Consider the following 16,332-nt stretch of genomic DNA (forward strand, 5'->3'; position numbering starts at 1 on the left):
TAACGTCCTTCGGGTTGCGGGATTCGGGCGTCTTTACATCTATCGCAGCCAGATGTCAGAAGTTTAACTTCACCCCCGGCAGGCCCAAAGATTTGATCAGATCGCGCAATTCCTGCCGGGCGGCGATGTTGGAAATATTCAACCCCTTCACCCCGGTATCGCGCAGATCGAGCAAAGTTAGCCCGCGGGGAAATAATTCGCGGAAAATCACGCGTTCGTTGAAGCCGGGGGCAGTGCGGAACCCGATCCGGCGGGCAAGCTTTTCGATCACGCGCTGCATTTTTTCTTTATTGACCATGGCCTGCGCGCCCATCCTGTTGCGCACCACGACCCAATCGATCGGTTTCAGCCCGGCCTGTGCGCGCAATTGCCGCGCGTTCCACACCATTTCGGAATAGACGGAAGGGCCGGTGATCTCCTCACCCTCGCTGTCGACATGGGCGAGCAGGTCGAAATCGACGAAACTGTCGTTCAGCGGCGTGATCAAGGTGTCGGCCAATGAATGCGCGACCTGAGAGATCCGCGTATGCGATCCGGGGCAATCGATCAGGATGAAATCGCAGTCTTTTTCCAGCTGCGCGACAGCCCGCGACAGCCGCAGGTCAGAGGCATGTTCGCCGGGCTGCAGGCTGGCCTCATCCACCTCTGGCAGGGCCAGAAACACCGGCGACGGCAGATCAAGCTCTGCCTTGGCCAGATATGCGGTGCGGTTCGTCAGATAGCGCGCGAGGGTCTGCTGCCGCAGGTCGAGATCGAGCACGCCGACCTTCAGCCCGCAGCGCGCAAGGGCGGTGGCCACATGCATCGACACGGTGGATTTGCCAGCGCCGCCCTTTTCGTTCCCCACCACGATGATATGCGCCACGGTCAAATCCTTTTACTGGTCAAGGTTGCTGCTTCTATATGATGTGGTCCGCCTGAGTGAAAGCGCAGCATCGCGCAGGCCCGTGGTTTTTAGCCAGTGTTGGCTTTTTGCACTTGGACCACAGGTGCTTGACAAGCGGATGACGATGGCGCAAGTGTCGGCCAACAGATGCAAGCTGCCGCGTGAGCAGAGCAGGGCCATGATTGGTCTGTCGCAAGGCATCGGTTGATTTTCAGGTTCCCAGATCACGCAGGGGTCCCGCGCCACATCGGCGCCCGGACAATGCGGTTCAGGCAGTCAGCATATGGCGCAACCTTGCTATGACCTTTGGGAAACGCCCATGGGTCACACCCATATGCGCGGGCCTTTGGTCCGCTGAAAAGGATATCCATTATGGATTTTGACATGCTGGGCCTTGCGCCCCGATTGATTGCCGTTCTCAAAGAACAAGGCATCACCGACCCAACCCCGATTCAGACGCAGGCGATTCCGCATGCGATGAATGGCCGTGACGTGATGGGCCTGGCCCAGACCGGCACCGGCAAAACGGCGGCCTTTGGTCTGCCGATGATTCATGCGCTGATGAAGGCGGGTGTAAAACCCAACCCCAAGGCGGTGCGCGGTCTAGTGCTGGCACCGACACGCGAATTGGCCAAACAGATCGCCGATAACCTGACCGCCTATACCAAGGGCAGCCATCTGAAAGTGGCTTTGGTCGTTGGTGGGGCCGGGATCACAGCCCAGACCAAACGTCTGGCCGGTGGTGTGGACCTGCTGGTCGCGACACCGGGCCGGTTGATCGACCTGCTGGACCGCCGCGCCGTGCGGTTGGATGAGACCGTCTATCTGGTGCTGGATGAAGCCGACCAGATGCTGGACATGGGCTTCATCCATGCCCTGCGCCGGATCGCGCCGTTGCTGGCGAAGGATCGTCAGACGATGATGTTCTCGGCCACCATGCCGAAACTGATGTCGGAACTGGCGGATGCTTTCCTGACCGATGCGGTGCGGGTGCAGGTCAACCCTCCGGGCCAGGCTGTCAAGAAGATCGCGCAATCGGTGCATTTCGTGGCGCAGGCGGCGAAGACTGATCTGCTGGTCGATCTGCTGGACAAGCACCGGGACGAATTGGCGCTGGTCTTTGGCCGCACCAAGCACGGCTGTGAGAAACTGTATAAAACGCTGGAAGCCAAAGGCTTTGCCGCGGCATCGATCCACGGCAACAAATCCCAAGGTCAGCGCGAACGCGCGATCGAGGCGTTTAAATCCGGCAAGGTCCGCGTGCTGGTCGCGACGGATGTTGCCGCCCGTGGCATCGACATTCCGGGCGTACGCCATGTCTATAACTACGATCTGCCCAATGTGGCGGAAAACTATGTCCACCGGATCGGCCGGACCGCACGTGCGGGCGCTGAAGGATCGGCCATCGCCTTGGTTGCACCGGATGAGATGATCGAATTGCAGGATATCGAAAAAGCGATGAAGGAAACCATTCCTGTCGCATCGGGCCGCGCGTGGGAAATCATGCCCGGTCAGAAAAAGCGCCCCAATGGTGGTGGCGGTGGCGGCGGTCGCCGTGGTGCTGGTGGTGGCGGCGGTAACCGCTCTGCCGCGCCGCGTGCCGGTGGCAAACCTGCCGGTGGTGCTGGCAAGCCGCAGGGTGGCCGCAGACCCGGTGCCGGTGGCGGCGGTGGCCGGTCGCGCAGCCGGTCGGTAGCGTAAGAGACAGGAAAGCCCCGGTGGAAACGCCGGGGCTTTTTGCTAAAGTGGCGATGAATGGAGACAAATCATGACAATCACGCATCAGGATGATCTGGACGGGCTGATGAAAATCGGCAGCATCGTCGCCAAGACCATGCATCAGATGGCCGCGGCGATGGAGCCGGGGATGACCACCAAAGAGCTTGATGAGATCGGCCGCACCTTGCTGGAGCGGGATGGCGCGGTTTCCGCCCCGCAGGCGAGCTACGATTTTCCGGGCATCACCTGCATCAGCGTGAACGAAGAGATCGCCCATGGCATCCCGGGCAGCCGCCGCATTGCCGATGGTGATCTGGTGAATATCGACGTATCCGCCTCGCTCAATGGCTATTTCGCCGATACAGGGGCGAGTTTTTGCCTCGGGGCCGTTGCGCCATCGGTCGCGCAGCTGTGCCGTGATGGCAAACGCGCGATGCAGATCGGTATCGCGCAGGTCGGCCATGACAAACCGCTGGCAGGAATCGGCAATGCGATTGGCAAATTCGCGTCAAAGCGTGGCTATACGCTGATCCGCAACCTTGCGAGCCACGGCGTCGGCAAAGCCCTGCATGAAGAGCCGGGAGAGATACCGACCTGGCCTACCAAAGGCGACCGGCGGCGGATGCATAACGGTCTGGTGCTGACGGTGGAACCGTTCCTGTCGCGCGGCGGCAAATGGGCGCAGTCCAGCGGCAAGGACGACTGGACACTTTACAGCACACCAGCGGCGCCCTGCGTGCAATATGAACATACGGTCGTGGCAACGCGCGGCGGGCCAGTGATTGTGACGCTGCCGGGGTGAGGGGGCTTTAATGATTGTTCCGGAATCGGCGGTTGCTGCCGGGTTCTATGCCGCTGTGCAGGCTTGCGTTTTGTAAAGCTGCGCCTGCGGAAGATCCCGCCAGCCGAAAGCCCGCGCCGTTGGCCCGTTGGTGCGGTAATCATCGAGCCGCGCCAAGGCCTCTTGCAATGTCGGGCGCGTCCCCTCCGCGACCCACCACATCACGAAATGCTGCTCTCCCAAAAGCGCGAACCACTCTTTGCGGCGGTCGTAGAATTGCTTGTGGATGGTGCCGAAGACGAATTTTTCGAGGCTTTCCACATCTTCCCAAACCGTCAGGTTGGACACGAATTGTGGATCACCGCCAATTTTCGCATCGGTGTTGCCTGTGCCCGGTTCGCCGGACCCTTCCATCATCCAGACAAATCCCGGCATCCGCTTGCCCAAGCCGTTCACCCGGTCGAGATTATCCATAAATTCTTTGACGCGCGGATCGTCAGTAGGGGCGAGAAGGCGGCCAATGTTCAGTTCAGCAAGTTGCATCGTTTTGCCTTTGGATGGGGGCACATCTCAAACTTGGTCCAGGTCCACCCAACCTGTCAAGCGCCCCTTCAACGCAAAACGCCGCCCCGAAAGGAGCGGCATTTCGCGCCAGTGGCGCCAGTCAGACCGGGCGGCGTGCGGGCGTCTTCAGCGCATGCCAAAGAATGACAGCACAGCGAGGACGACAACGACGAGGCCAACGATATAAATGATATTGTTCATGTTTACTCCAATTCCTGAAACTCCCAGACATGGGACGTTTGGACACTAACCAACCAGATCACAGATGGTTCCCGAGGACGTGTGAAAAAGTGAGGCTGCCGTTTTGCGGGGCCTTTGACCGGCGCGATACGCACCGACCAAACGCAAAACGCCGCACCCGAAGATGCGGCGTTTCGGCCAGCGGAGGGTGGAGCAGGCTCCACCTTACAGGATTTAGAACCCCAGACCGGCGTATTTGTTCTTGAACTTCGACACGCGGCCGCCAGCGTCCATCAGACGTGTGCCGCCGCCGGTCCATGCAGGGTGCACGGAAGGGTCGATTTCCAGCGACATCTGATCGCCTTCCTTGCCCCAGGTGGATTTCATCTGGACCACGGTGCCATCGGTGAATTTCACGTCGATGATGTGATAATCAGGGTGAATACCTTGTTTCATAACACGGGGTCCTTATGCGTTGGCGCCCTTGGGGGCGGAATAATTGGTGTCCTCGGCGATACGTGCGGATTTCCCGCGACGGGCGCGCAGGTAATAGAGTTTCGCACGGCGCACACGGCCACGACGGACAACTTCGATGCTGTCGATATTGGTGGAATGCAGCGGGAACACACGTTCGACGCCTTCACCAAAGGAAATCTTGCGCACGGTGAACGACCCGGCGATGCCTTTGCCGTTCTTGCGGGCGATGCAGACGCCTTCATAGGCCTGCACACGGGTGCGTGTGCCTTCGGTCACTTTGTAACCGACGCGGATGGTGTCACCCGCTTTGAAATCGGGGATGGTTTTCCCCAGCGCAGCGATCTGCTCCGCTTCGATCTGTGCGATCAGGTTCATCTGAAACGCTCCTTATGATGCTTGCGGTGGTCCGCAATGTTGTTTGCCATAACGAAGAGCTCTGATCGTTGTCCGGGTCCGCCGCAGCGCCCGTCAGAGATTGCGTCATCGTTTTATCGCGGTTGTCCGGCCTGTCTGGTGTTGTTGGCACCAACGCAAGTGCCCCACATGATCCAGAGGTTCCATAAACCAATGGCCCGGAATCAGATGAACTGCCCAAGCTGAGTGGCGTATAGGCGCAACTGCCCTTGCGATCAAGGCTTGTCTTGATAGGCCTGCCACAGATCGGGCCTGCGATCACGGGTGATCTGTTCCGACATCGCGCGCCGCCAGGCGGCGATTTTCGCGTGATTGCCGGACATCAGCACATCGGGGATCGGCTGGCCCTGCCATTCGGCGGGTTTGGTATATTGCGGATGTTCGAGCAGGCCGTTGGAATGGCTTTCTTCGATGGCGCTTTCAGCATTGCCGAGCACGCCGGGCAGCAGGCGGACGGTGGCGTCGATCATCGCTTGGGCGGCGATTTCACCGCCCGTCAGGACGAAATCACCGAGCGAGACTTCGGTGATCCCAAAATGCTGGATGACGCGTTCATCGACACCTTCAAAGCGCCCGCAAAGCAGGGTGACACCGTCCATCCGCGCCCAGTTGCGCGCCATGGTTTGGTCGAAACGGCGCCCGCGCGGCGAGAGATAGACCAGCGGCATGATGCCTTTCGCGCTGCTGCGGGCGGCGGTGATGGCGGATTCCAGCACATCGGCGCGCAGGACCATGCCCGCGCCGCCGCCTGCGGGCGTGTCATCGACATTGCGGTGCTTGCCGATCCCGTGTTCGCGCAGATCATAGGTCTGCATCTGCCACAGCCCGTCCTGCAAGGCGCGGCCGGTCAGGCTTTCGCCCAGCACGCCCGGAAAGGCTTGGGGGAAGAGGGTGATGATCTGGGCCATCCATGCGCCCGCAAGTGTGGGCGTGTCGGTCATCAGCTCGCGCGGTTTCAGGGTCGCGCTGATTGATTTGCGACCGATGGCGCGGTGGGGTTTGTCATTCATTGTCGGCAAATAGCCCGGCAGGCGGGTCGGCAATGATGCGCCCTGCTGCCAGATCGACGGTGGGCACGGCGGCCTGGGTGAAGGGCAAAAGCACGGTTTCGGACTGGCCCGCAACATGGAGTTCGAGGATCGCACCCGCACCGTGATCGACGACGGATTTGACCTGACCCAATTTGCTGCCGCCGGTGTCGAGCACCTGCAGCCCGATCAGATCGGCGTAGTAATATTCATCGTCCGGCAGCGACGGCATCGCCGCGCGGTCGGCGTAAAGCGCCACATTGCGCAGGGCATCGGCGTCTTCTTTCGTCACGACGCCGGAGAGGCGCGCGGTGAAGCCGCCCTTGAGCTGGCCAGTCAGCACGATCTGCGCGATGCTGTCGCCATGTTCGGTATATAGCGGGGTATAATCGGCGATGGCCGCAGGGTCGGCGCAATAGGATTTCAGCCGCACCTCACCCTTGACCCCGAAAGAGCCGCCGATCTGGCCGACGATAACGCGGTCATTCATTGATCATCTCCGCTGCAAGACAGATATCAGACACCCAGAGCCCGCCACCGTTTTCACAGATCTCCTGCTGGCCGCTGCGTTCATAGAGCATCCCCGCCACAAAGGCGATGATCACAAGGATGAAAGTACGGAGCAAGCGAAACATCTGGGATGAGGGGTGTCGCCCGGGTTTGCACCCGGGCCACGATCCGCCGCTTATTCTGCGGCGGCTTCTTCGGCTGGTGCGTTGGCCGCTTCTTCAGCTTTGGCCGCTTTGGCGGCTTTTTCTTCGGCGCGCTTGGTCGCGGCCTTGCCGGGTGTGCCTTTTTTCAGGTTGGCACGGTCTTTTTTCGGCATCACGCCAGCAGCTTCCAGCATGCGGGCAACGCGGTCGGTCGGCTGTGCGCCTTGACCCAGCCAGTGCTGGATACGGTCCATATCCATGCGCACGCGGTCTTCGCTGTCTTTGGGCAGCATGGGCGCATAGGTGCCGAGTTTTTCGATGAAACGGCCATCACGTGGCATGCGGCTGTCAGCAGCGACAATCGCGTAATAAGGGCGTTTCTTGGAGCCGCCACGGGCGAGCCGGATTTTCATAGACATTGGGTATCTCCTTTAAGATGTCTTTTGGGGGTGGCGGGGTGAACCCCGCCCTACGATTGGTGTTGTTTGTGATGCTGGATCACTTCCTGAATGATGAAATTCAGGAATTTCTTGGCGAATTCAGGGTCCAGATCGGCCTGTTCCGCAAGCTCGGTCAACCGTGCGATCTGCGCCTCTTCGCGGGCGGGATCGGACGGGGGCAGGGCGTGTTCGGCTTTCAGCTTACCCACGGCCTGTGTGTGTTTGAAACGCTCGCCCAGAGTATAGACGAGGATCGCATCGAGCCGGTCGATGCTGGCGCGATGCCCTTTCAGGATCTCGGCGGCGCGGGTGACGGGATCAGACATGGGCTGTTCCTTTCGGGTGGCGGGTTTTCAGGTTTTGGCAAACCTGAAGCCTCCGGCGGGGATATTTGGGCTCTGACGATGTCATTTCTTTTTGCCAAAGCCCGACAGGCCGGACGGCAATTGCATGCCGCCGCCGCCCAAGCCGGGCAGGCCGCCGCGGCCTTGCAGCGCTTTGGCAGCTTCGGCCATCGCCTTGGGGTCGTTCATGTCGGGCATGCCCTCGGGCGCGCCACCTTTGCCGAACATGCCTTTGATCGCCTGTTTCAGCATGCCGCCTTTGCCCATTTTCTTCATCATATCGGCCATCTGGCGGTGTTGTTTGACCAGTTTGTTCAGTTCTGACACTTCCAGCCCGGCGCCTTTGGCGATCCGTTTCTTGCGCGAGGCGGCCAGCAGATCGGGGTTGGCGCGTTCTTTCTTGGTCATCGAATTGATCAGCGCGATCTGGCGTTTCAGGATGGAATCATCCATGCCCGAGGCCGCCATCTGTTTACCCATCTTGGCGGCACCGGGCATCATCCCCATCATGCCTTCCATGCCGCCCATTTTCAGCATCTGTTCCAGCTGCATCTTGAGGTCGTTCATGTTGAACCGGCCCTGCTGGAACCGTTTCATCATCCGCGCGGCTTGTTCAGCCTCGATATTTTCCTGCGCCTTTTCCACAAGGGCGACGATATCGCCCATGCCGAGGATGCGGCCCGCGATGCGTGATGGCTCGAAGGTTTCGATCGCATCCATCTTTTCGCCAAGGCCGACAAAGCGGATCGGCTTGCCGGTGATCGCGCGCATCGACAAGGCGGCACCGCCGCGACCGTCACCGTCCATCCGCGTCAGGACCACGCCGGTCACGCCGATCTTGTCGTCGAATTCCTGCGCGACATTCACCGCGTCTTGGCCGGTCAACCCGTCCACGACCAGCAGCGTTTCGCGCGGGTTCGCGACGTCGCGCACCGCAGCGGCCTGCGCGATCAGTTCGGCGTCGATATGCAACCGACCGGCGGTGTCGAGCATATAGACGTCATAGCCGCCCATGCTGGCCTGCACCTTGGCGCGTTTGGCGATTTGGACGGGCGTTTCGCCGGGAACGATGGGCAGCGTATCGACGCCGATCTGCATCCCCAGGATCGCCAACTGTTCCATCGCCGCAGGGCGGTTGGTGTCGAGCGAGGCCATTAGGACCTTCTTGCCCTCACGTTCCTTGAGCCGTTTGGCGAGTTTGGCGGTGGTGGTGGTTTTCCCCGACCCTTGCAGGCCGACCATCAGGATCGGCGCAGGCGGGTTGTCGATTTTCAGCGCACCCGGATCGGTATCGCCGGTCAGGACGCGCTGCAATTCGTCATGCACGATCTTGACGACCTGCTGGCCCGGCGTGATCGATTTGGTGACGGCCTGACCTGTCGCCTTGGCCTGCACGGCGGCGACGAAATCGCGCGCGACGGGCAGGGAGACGTCAGCCTCCAGCAACGCGATCCGCACCTCGCGCAGGGCGGTTTTGACATCATCCTCGGACAGCGCACCTTGTTTGGTCAGCTTGTCGAAAACACCTGACAGGCGTTCGGAGAGATTTTCAAACATAGGCGCGCGCCTTTTCGTCGTTGCGATGACCGCCAAACAGGAAGGCCCCCGTGGGCGCAACGCGCTGACGGAGGGCGATCCCCACCAAGCGGGGACCGGACAGCAGATGCAATCCGGAATTGAAAATCACTTATTGCGTGAGAGTCCCGGAGTCAACACTGCCGTCATGTGATGACGGTAAATATAGGTGATAGTACCAGTGCCCGCGATCAGCGCCAGCATATGCCAATAGGGTGGACCGACCCAGATCAGCAGGGCGCCGAGGCCAGTGATCACCGTGGCCAACAAAAGCAGCCCGGCGATGCCTTCCCAGCCGCGCCGCCAGAGCAGGGCGGCGCCCAGCACCTCGACCGATCCGGTCACATAGCGGGGGAACTGGCCGAACCCTATCGCCTCGTAGATCGCGACATCGGTGCTATAGCCCAGCAGCTTGCGCAGGCCGAAGTAAAGAAAGGCGAGGGTGAGCGAGATGCGCAGGGCTTTGAGCTTGGTCATGAGGCAAGGATAGGCCGCTGTTGTCATTATCAAGAGCACCGGCTTGCGAATTCCCTTGCACAAATGAACGGATTGGCACAGGTTTCGTCATAATCGTTTGCCAGCGCACGGAAAGCATCATGGACAATTGGGATGAAATCCGCACCGCTTTTCAGGTGGCGCGCAAAGGCACTGTCAGCGGCGCGGCAGAGGTGCTGGGCGTGCATCATGCCACCGTGATCCGCCATATCGATGCGCTGGAACAAAGGTTAGGGGTCAAGCTGTTCCAACGCCATGCGCGCGGCTATACCGCGACCGAAGCGGGGCAGGACCTGTTGCAGGTGGCACAGGCGACGGATGATCAATTCACCCAGCTTGCGGGCCGGATCAAAGGGCAGGGCGAAGGTGTCTCTGGCGATCTGGTGATCACCTCGGTCGATCTGTTGTCGCAATGGCTGACCCCGGTGATGGTCGCGTTTCAGGAGCTCTATCCCGAGGTGCGGATCAGATACCGCAGCGGCGTGCGCGTCTTCCGGCTGGAATATGGCGAGGCCCATGTCGCGATCCGGGCGGGCAATATGCCAGAAGAGCCGGATAATGTCGTGCAGCCGCTGATGGCGCGGCGGATGTCGCTGGTGGCCTCTGCCGCCTATATCGCGCGGTACGGCTTGCCCGATGGTGTGGATGATCTGCGCAACCACCGCTTTGTCACCAGCGATGACGAGACATCCCGCGCGCCGTTTGAACGCTGGCTGCGCGGGCAGGTGCCGGATGAGTGTCTGAGCTATCGTGCCACGGATCAGCGCAATATGCAGGATGCCGTCATGGCCGGTGCCGGGATCGGTTTCGTGCTGAGCCAACAATGCACTGCGGAGTCCGGCCTGACCGAGGTAATTCCCAGCATGGATGCCTGGACCGCGCCCTTGTGGCTGGTCACCCATGTCGATCTGCACCGCACGACCAAGGTGCAGGCGTTTTTACGGTTCCTGAAAGATTATCTGAAGGAAGCAGAGGCATCCTGATCGAATTCGCGGTCCAGAAACGCCTCGAAAGCATCAAGATCAATCGCGCCCATCTGGCCGAAGCCCTGCATCCAGACCGAGGCGGCGCGCAGGGCGTCGGGTTCGAGTTTGCACCATTTCACCCGGCCGCGCTTTTCCTGACTGATCAGGCCCGCGGCGGTCAGCACGCCCAGATGTTTGGAAATTGCGGCCAGTGACATCGCAAAAGGCTCGGCCACATCGGTGACGGCCATGTCATCTTCCAGTAGCATCGCAAGGATCGCGCGCCGGGTCGGGTCCGCAAGGGCGGCAAAGATGATGTCGAGTGATGTGTTCATAGCTTCGCTTACGCCACAGCCGCAGAAAAAAGGCAACCGCTTGGTTGAATATGGATATCGGGCAGAAGGCCCGCATCACAGCCCCCTTGCCGCTTCTTATTTCCAAAAATACTCAATAAAAACAGTGCAGTAACAGACTGACGTCACAACTTGACTCTGTGCCGACCTGCCCCTAAACCCTGCACAACCTTCCAAAGGGGCCAAACCAATGCCGGACCCGCAAGACGCAGACCGCCTCAAGGCGCTGGACGCGAAGATTGCGGCGCTGAAAGCACCGGCAAAGGTCAAGGACCATGCGGAAGAACATTATTCTCAGGCACAACTCGCCTGGCGGATGGTGGTAGAGCTGGTGGCCGGTCTTGGGATTGGCTTTGGCATCGGATACGGGCTGGATCACCTGTTTGGGACCATGCCGATATTTCTGGTGCTGTTTATCATTTTGGGCCTCGTGGCCGGTGTGCAGACGATGATGCGCTCGGCGGCAGAGGTGCAGATCAAGCAGCAGAATGCTGCGGCAGAAAAGGGTGACGCAGATGGAGACTGAAGTTCAATCCGAAGGTGGTGGTCTGGTCTTCCATCCGTTGGACCAGTTCATCGTCAAACCTGCCTTCGGTGACGGCGTCGTCAATTGGTATACTGTGACGAATGTGACTGTCTGGATGGGCATCACGCTGCTGTGCATCTTTGCGTTGTTCGTGCTGGGCAGCCGGGGCCGGGCGATCATCCCGTCGCGCACCCAGTCGATTGTCGAGATGATCTATGGTTTCATCTACAAGATGATCGAAGACATCAGCGGCAAAGACGCGACGCGGTATTTCCCCTATGTGATGACCTTGTTCCTGTTCATCCTGTTTGCGAATTACCTTGCTCTGATCCCGATGTCCTATAGCCCGACCTCGATGATCGCGGTCACCGCTACCTTGGGTTTCGGTGCTTTCATCGCGATCACCATTCTGGGCTTCGTCAAGAACGGCATGGGGTTCCTCAGCCTGTTCTGGGTCTCTGCCGCACCTTTGGCCCTGCGCCCGGTCATCGCGCTGATCGAGATCATTTCCTACTTCGTGCGTCCGGTCAGCCTGTCTATTCGTCTGGTCGGCAACATCGCCGCCGGTCACGTCGTTCTGAAAGTTTTCGCCGGTTTTGCCGCCATCGCGGTGGCAAGCCCTGCAGCAATCCTTGGCATCGTCGCCATCTATGGGCTGGAGGTGCTGGTTGCCGGCATTCAGGCCTATGTCTTCACGATCCTGATCTGTGTCTATCTCAAGGACGCACTTCACCCGCATCACTAAATTGGCTGGGTGACATCACCCATCCTGTCTATCAACTTCCAATCGTAAGGAGAATTCACATGGAAGGCGAACTCGCACATCTCGGGGCTGGTCTGGCTGCATTCGGTTCAGGCTTTGCCGCACTCGGCGTCGGCAACGTGGCTGGCAGCTATCTGTCGGGCGCATTGCGCAACCCATCCGCTGCGGCTGGTCAGACAGCCACATTGTTCATCGGTCTGGCATTCGCAGAAGCTTTGGGGATCTTCTCGTTCCTCGCAGCGCTTCTGCTGATGTTCGCAGTCTAAGAACGAACCCATATCCTTACGACCGACCGGCGGCTTTGATGCGCGCCGGTCGGTAAAAATTCAAGGTGTTCGGGGGCCAGCATGGAAACAGAAACAAACCAAGTCGCAGGTGTTTGCGTTGATGCCGGGGGTTACGCCCTTGGGATGCCGCAGCTTTGCGCCGATTGGATGCCAAACCAGATTTTCTGGCTGATCATCACACTTATCGCCATTTTCTTCGTGCTGTCGCGCATCGCCTTGCCCCGGATCGGGGCGGTTCTGGCGGAACGCTCCGGCACGATCACCAATGACATCGCTGCTGCCGAAGATTACAAGAACAAAGCCGCCGAAGCGGAAGCCGCCTATGAAAAGGCACTGGCTGATGCACGGACCGAGGCACAGGCGATCATCGCCAAAGCCAAGGCCGATATTCAGGTGGAACTGGATCGCGAATTGCAAAAGGCTGATGCTGAAATCGCTGCGAAAGCTGCGGAAAGCGAAGCCGCGATTGCACAGATCCGCGATTCATCGGTGATCAGCATCACCGAAGTTGCCAAGGACACGGCCAAGGAATTGGTGCTGGCCATGGGCGGCGCTGCGGATGACACGACGATCAACGCTGCCGTTTCGGCGCGGGTGAAAGGATAAGCCATGCGTATTCTGACCACAGCTTTCCTTGCCCTTGCGGCCTCGCCCGCGATGGCGGCGGATTATCCGTTCTTTTCGCTGCGCAACACGGACTTTGTCGTCAGCATTGCCTTTGTCATCTTCATCGGCATCCTGCTTTACTACAAAGTCCCGGCGCTGATCGCTGGCCTGCTGGATAAGCGCGCCATCACGATCCGGTCGGAACTGGATGAAGCCAAGGCATTGCGCGAAGAAGCGCAGGCGCTGCTGGCCTCTTACGAGCGCAAACAGAAAGATGTGCAGGCGCAGGCCGACCGCATCGTCGCCTCGGCCAAGCAAGAGGCGAATGCCGCCGCGAGTGCCGCGAAGGAAGAGATCGCCAAATCCATCACCCGGCGTCTGGCGGCGGCTGAAGATCAGATTGCCTCTGCCCAATCGGATGCGATCAAGGAGATCCGCGATCAGGCGGTGACCATCGCGGTCAGCGTCGCGAAAGAGGTGATGGCGAACCAGATGGATGCCGCTGCCGCCAACAAGCTGATCGATCAGTCGATCACGACCGTGTCCGAGAAAATGCATTAAGTCAGCACGCCGCTGACGGATCGAAAGCCCGGGCACCAGATCGGTGACCGGGCTTTTGTTATTCCGGCCTTTGGAAAGCTGTCAAGCGCAGCATATTCCTGTTTGCTGCATTATGGCTTAGTGAATTGATATAAAACACAAAAAACGACAATTGCCAATTGGCAATCCTGACGGCTTTCGGACCATCGGAAACGCCTTAACGTCGCAATTCGTGCTGGAACCGCTTGACGGCAAAGGCTTCGTGCCGGTCGGCTTTTTGCTGGTTGGTCAGGCAGGTTTCGACATAATCCAGATGCGCCACCACAGCCGCCTTTGCCGCAACCGGATCGCGGGCCTGTAGGCCGATATTGATCTGGCGATGCTGGTCGAGCAAGGCATCGCGGGTGGTGCGCTGTTTGAACATGATGTTGCGGTTGTAGAACACGCCTTCGCGCAGCAGATCATACATTGACCGCATCATATGCAGCATGATGATGTTATGGCTGGCCTCGATGATGGCGAGGTGGAAATCAGCGTCAAGGCTGGCCTCTTCGGTCGGGTTGCGTTTCTGATGCGCGGCTTCCATTTTCTGAAAGATCGTGTCGATCACCTTGAGGTCGGTATCGCTGCTGAGCCGGGCCGCGCGTTCGGCGGCCAACCCTTCCATGTCGCGGCGAAAGCTGATGTAGTCGAACAATGCCTCGTCATGCGCTGCAAACAGCGCCACCAAAGCGGGCGAGAAAGCAGACCCCAGCACATCGGCGACGAATACCCCGGACCCGGCGCGCGAGGTCAGCAGGCCACGGTCCTGCAGATCGGCCAAAGCCTCGCGCAGGGACGGGCGCGAGACATCCATCGTTTCGCTGAGTTCACGTTCCGAAGGCAGGCGTTCGCCGGGGCGCAGGATGCCGCGCAGGATCAGACCTTCGATCTGGCGGATGACGCCGTGGGACAGTTTTTCCTGCAGGACCGGCTCGAATGGCATGAATGTCTCTTTGGTTTTGGTCAGGACAGATGACCACATTGTCACGGCTGTGATCAAACGAAAAGGGCCGCATTGCTGCGGCCCTTTGCTGAAACTGGTCGGGAAAAGATCAGTTTGGTGTGATGACGATTTCCACGCGGCGGTTCTGCTGACGGCCTTGTTCGGTGGCGTTGGAAGCCACAGGCTGGTTCAGACCGGCACCGATCGAGCGGATCCGCGCAGGCGACACGCCACCGCTGCGCAGCACACCAGCGACTGAGGCCGCACGGCGTTCGGACAGGTCCTGGTTGAAGGCAGCCGAACCGACGTTATCGGTATGGCCGATCACATTGACGGTGGAATTGGGGTAGTTGTTCAGCGATTGCGCGACGATCAGCAGATCATTCTGCGATTGTGCGCCGACCTGTGTGCTGTTGGTGGCAAACAGCAGGTCCTGCGACAGCACGACGACCAGGTTGTTGCCGTTGTTGGACACGCCCACATCGCTGCGCAGCTGGCGGCGCAGTTCTTCGGCCTGACGGTCCATGCTGTTGCCAACGCCAGCGCCGACGCCTGCACCCAGTGCGGCACCGATCAGGGCTGCCTGATTGCGTTCACGGTTGGTGCCATCGTTGCCGACCAGAGCACCAGCAGCGGCACCACCCAGCGCGCCGATGACGGCACCCTGACGTGTGTTCTGGCTGTTGTTCGGCGCGCCCGGATCACAGGCGGCCACAGCGACGAGCGATACAGCAGCAATCGCGAGCGGGAATTTGGAAAAGATCATGACAGTGATTCCATTATTAAGGATGCGCAAAGATGCGCGGGTTACACGCTTTGTTATGACAACATGCGGGCTGCTATCCAATAACGCTTTTAGATTGGGTTAGGTTCCACAAAATTTTCGTGATCCGCGCCGCTGGCATCAACGCGGGCAGATTCCCATGCGAGCATTGCGCGTTTGACTGGCAGACCCCAGTGATAGCCGCCCAATCCGCCCGATTTGCGCAAAGCCCGGTGGCAGGGGATCAGCCAGCTGACCGGATTGCGCCCCACGGCAGTGCCTACGGCGCGCACGGCTTTGGGATTGCCGATGGATTGCGCGATTTCGCCATAGGTCGTGACATGGCCTGACGGGATGGTCAGCAACGCCTCCCAGACCTTCAGTTGAAACGGCGCGCCGATCATATGCAATTGCGCCTGGCCCGTCATGCCAAGCGCGGCTGTGGCCCAGTCCCGCAAAGCATCGGGGTTTTCGCTGAACGTGGCCTTGGGCCAGCGCTGGCGCAGATCGTGCATCGTTGCGTCCGTGCCCGCTTCGGCGGCAAAGGCTAGCCCGCAGATGCCCCGATCCGTGCCCATGACCAATGCGGGGCCAAAGGCGCTGTCGAACCAGCCCCAGTTGATCCGCAGGCCCGCACCGGCATGGGCATAATCACCGGGGCTCATCGCCTCCCAGCGCAGGAACAGATCATGCAACCGGCCTGATCCCGACAGCCCGACAGCATGGGCAGTGTCCAATGTGGTGAACCGCTCGCGCAGCAGCGCCTTGGCGTGATCAAGGGTCAGATATTGCTGATAGCGCTTTGGCGATACCCCGACCCAGGTCGAAAAAAGCCGCTGGAAATGCGCCGGGCTCATCTGCATCTGCGCGGCCAGCGTGTTCAGCGACAAAGGCGCATCGCCCGCCGCATCGATCAACGCAATCGCGCGGCGCATGACGTGATAATGATATGTGTCTGACTGATCCATAAAGCCAATCTAAAGCCAAG

At 59.8% G+C, this 16,332-nt stretch carries 23 protein-coding genes; 8 read left to right on the forward strand and 15 right to left on the reverse strand.

Annotation, left to right across the window (positions count from 1 at the left end; all coding sequences use genetic code 11):
- Nucleotides 1-55 precede the first annotated feature (55 nt).
- Nucleotides 56-865, reverse strand: coding sequence for a division plane positioning ATPase MipZ (locus tag VOY09_RS08035; protein ID WP_322894032.1), 810 nt, complete (start codon nt 863-865; stop codon nt 56-58).
- Between the two features lie 393 nt (nt 866-1,258).
- On the opposite strand from VOY09_RS08035, the gene VOY09_RS08040 reads away from it, so the two are divergent.
- The gene (locus VOY09_RS08040) at nt 1,259-2,587 is read left to right on the forward strand and encodes a DEAD/DEAH box helicase (RefSeq protein WP_322894031.1); all 1,329 of its coding nucleotides are present in this window, start codon (nt 1,259-1,261) and stop codon (nt 2,585-2,587) included.
- Between the two features lie 67 nt (nt 2,588-2,654).
- Complete coding sequence (gene map, locus VOY09_RS08045) at nt 2,655-3,407, forward strand: type I methionyl aminopeptidase (protein WP_322894030.1); 753 nt, start codon at nt 2,655-2,657, stop codon at nt 3,405-3,407.
- A gap of 45 nt (nt 3,408-3,452) precedes the next feature.
- On the opposite strand, the gene VOY09_RS08050 is transcribed toward map, so the two are convergent.
- The 10 genes from VOY09_RS08050 to VOY09_RS08095 all read right to left on the reverse strand — a co-directional run bounded on the left by VOY09_RS08050 (nt 3,453) and on the right by VOY09_RS08095 (nt 9,538).
- Nucleotides 3,453-3,929: a DUF3291 domain-containing protein gene (locus VOY09_RS08050; protein WP_322894029.1), complete on the reverse strand. Its 477-nt coding sequence runs from the start codon at nt 3,927-3,929 to the stop codon at nt 3,453-3,455.
- 435 nt (nt 3,930-4,364) lie between these two features.
- A complete protein-coding gene (gene rpmE / locus VOY09_RS08055; RefSeq protein ID WP_322894028.1) occupies nt 4,365-4,586 on the reverse strand; it encodes a 50S ribosomal protein L31 in 222 nt (73 codons plus the stop codon).
- 12 nt (nt 4,587-4,598) lie between these two features.
- Complete coding sequence (gene rplS, locus VOY09_RS08060) at nt 4,599-4,982, reverse strand: 50S ribosomal protein L19 (RefSeq protein WP_322894027.1); 384 nt, start codon at nt 4,980-4,982, stop codon at nt 4,599-4,601.
- Nucleotides 4,983-5,236: 254 nt separating this feature from the next.
- Nucleotides 5,237-6,031: a tRNA (guanosine(37)-N1)-methyltransferase TrmD gene (trmD, locus tag VOY09_RS08065; RefSeq protein ID WP_322894026.1), complete on the reverse strand. Its 795-nt coding sequence runs from the start codon at nt 6,029-6,031 to the stop codon at nt 5,237-5,239.
- Complete coding sequence (gene rimM / locus VOY09_RS08070) at nt 6,024-6,539, reverse strand: ribosome maturation factor RimM (protein ID WP_322894025.1); 516 nt, start codon at nt 6,537-6,539, stop codon at nt 6,024-6,026. The genes trmD and rimM overlap by 8 nt, the downstream gene beginning before the upstream one ends.
- Nucleotides 6,532-6,675, reverse strand: a complete 144-nt coding sequence (locus VOY09_RS08075; RefSeq protein ID WP_322894151.1) for a hypothetical protein — start codon at nt 6,673-6,675, stop codon at nt 6,532-6,534. Before VOY09_RS08075 ends, rimM begins: the two co-directional genes overlap by 8 nt.
- A 59-nt stretch (nt 6,676-6,734) precedes the next feature.
- Nucleotides 6,735-7,121, reverse strand: coding sequence for a 30S ribosomal protein S16 (rpsP, locus tag VOY09_RS08080; RefSeq protein ID WP_322894024.1), 387 nt, complete (start codon nt 7,119-7,121; stop codon nt 6,735-6,737).
- Nucleotides 7,122-7,171: 50 nt separating this feature from the next.
- Complete coding sequence (locus tag VOY09_RS08085) at nt 7,172-7,468, reverse strand: chorismate mutase (protein ID WP_322894023.1); 297 nt, start codon at nt 7,466-7,468, stop codon at nt 7,172-7,174.
- A gap of 81 nt (nt 7,469-7,549) precedes the next feature.
- Entirely contained in the window at nt 7,550-9,043 is a 1,494-nt protein-coding gene (gene ffh, locus VOY09_RS08090; protein ID WP_322894022.1) for a signal recognition particle protein, read from the reverse strand.
- A gap of 126 nt (nt 9,044-9,169) precedes the next feature.
- Nucleotides 9,170-9,538, reverse strand: a complete 369-nt coding sequence (locus VOY09_RS08095) for a hypothetical protein (RefSeq protein ID WP_322894021.1) — start codon at nt 9,536-9,538, stop codon at nt 9,170-9,172.
- A gap of 119 nt (nt 9,539-9,657) precedes the next feature.
- Between VOY09_RS08095 and VOY09_RS08100 the strand changes: the two genes are divergently transcribed.
- Nucleotides 9,658-10,539 (forward strand): LysR family transcriptional regulator, encoded by an 882-nt coding sequence (locus VOY09_RS08100; protein WP_322894020.1) that lies wholly within the window; start codon nt 9,658-9,660, stop codon nt 10,537-10,539.
- On the opposite strand, the gene VOY09_RS08105 is transcribed toward VOY09_RS08100, so the two are convergent.
- Nucleotides 10,512-10,856 (reverse strand): metalloregulator ArsR/SmtB family transcription factor, encoded by a 345-nt coding sequence (locus tag VOY09_RS08105; RefSeq protein WP_322894019.1) that lies wholly within the window; start codon nt 10,854-10,856, stop codon nt 10,512-10,514. The genes VOY09_RS08100 and VOY09_RS08105 overlap by 28 nt on opposite strands.
- A 208-nt stretch (nt 10,857-11,064) precedes the next feature.
- Between VOY09_RS08105 and VOY09_RS08110 the strand changes: the two genes are divergently transcribed.
- The 5 genes from VOY09_RS08110 to VOY09_RS08130 all read left to right on the forward strand — a co-directional run bounded on the left by VOY09_RS08110 (nt 11,065) and on the right by VOY09_RS08130 (nt 13,617).
- Nucleotides 11,065-11,400 (forward strand): AtpZ/AtpI family protein, encoded by a 336-nt coding sequence (locus VOY09_RS08110; protein WP_322894017.1) that lies wholly within the window; start codon nt 11,065-11,067, stop codon nt 11,398-11,400.
- Complete coding sequence (locus tag VOY09_RS08115; protein WP_322894016.1) at nt 11,390-12,145, forward strand: F0F1 ATP synthase subunit A; 756 nt, start codon at nt 11,390-11,392, stop codon at nt 12,143-12,145. Before VOY09_RS08110 ends, VOY09_RS08115 begins: the two co-directional genes overlap by 11 nt.
- A 59-nt stretch (nt 12,146-12,204) precedes the next feature.
- Nucleotides 12,205-12,429 carry a F0F1 ATP synthase subunit C gene (locus VOY09_RS08120; protein ID WP_322890151.1) on the forward strand — a complete coding sequence of 75 codons (225 nt, stop codon included), beginning with the start codon at nt 12,205-12,207 and terminating at the stop codon, nt 12,427-12,429.
- 81 nt (nt 12,430-12,510) lie between these two features.
- The gene (locus tag VOY09_RS08125) at nt 12,511-13,056 is read left to right on the forward strand and encodes a F0F1 ATP synthase subunit B' (protein WP_322894015.1); all 546 of its coding nucleotides are present in this window, start codon (nt 12,511-12,513) and stop codon (nt 13,054-13,056) included.
- Between the two features lie 3 nt (nt 13,057-13,059).
- Complete coding sequence (locus VOY09_RS08130) at nt 13,060-13,617, forward strand: F0F1 ATP synthase subunit B (protein ID WP_322894014.1); 558 nt, start codon at nt 13,060-13,062, stop codon at nt 13,615-13,617.
- 196 nt (nt 13,618-13,813) lie between these two features.
- Here the strand turns inward: VOY09_RS08130 and VOY09_RS08135 are convergent, their stop codons facing one another.
- The 3 genes from VOY09_RS08135 to VOY09_RS08145 form a co-directional block, all read right to left on the reverse strand.
- A complete protein-coding gene (locus VOY09_RS08135; RefSeq protein WP_322894145.1) occupies nt 13,814-14,581 on the reverse strand; it encodes a FadR/GntR family transcriptional regulator in 768 nt (255 codons plus the stop codon).
- Between the two features lie 109 nt (nt 14,582-14,690).
- A complete protein-coding gene (locus VOY09_RS08140; protein ID WP_322894013.1) occupies nt 14,691-15,347 on the reverse strand; it encodes an OmpA family protein in 657 nt (218 codons plus the stop codon).
- An 89-nt stretch (nt 15,348-15,436) separates the two neighbouring features.
- Nucleotides 15,437-16,312 carry a methylated-DNA--[protein]-cysteine S-methyltransferase gene (locus VOY09_RS08145; protein WP_322894012.1) on the reverse strand — a complete coding sequence of 292 codons (876 nt, stop codon included), beginning with the start codon at nt 16,310-16,312 and terminating at the stop codon, nt 15,437-15,439.
- Between the last annotated feature and the right edge of the window lie 20 nt (nt 16,313-16,332).

It is taken from the genome of Yoonia sp. 67-2, from assembly GCF_035117555.1.
Classification (GTDB): domain Bacteria; phylum Pseudomonadota; class Alphaproteobacteria; order Rhodobacterales; family Rhodobacteraceae; genus Yoonia.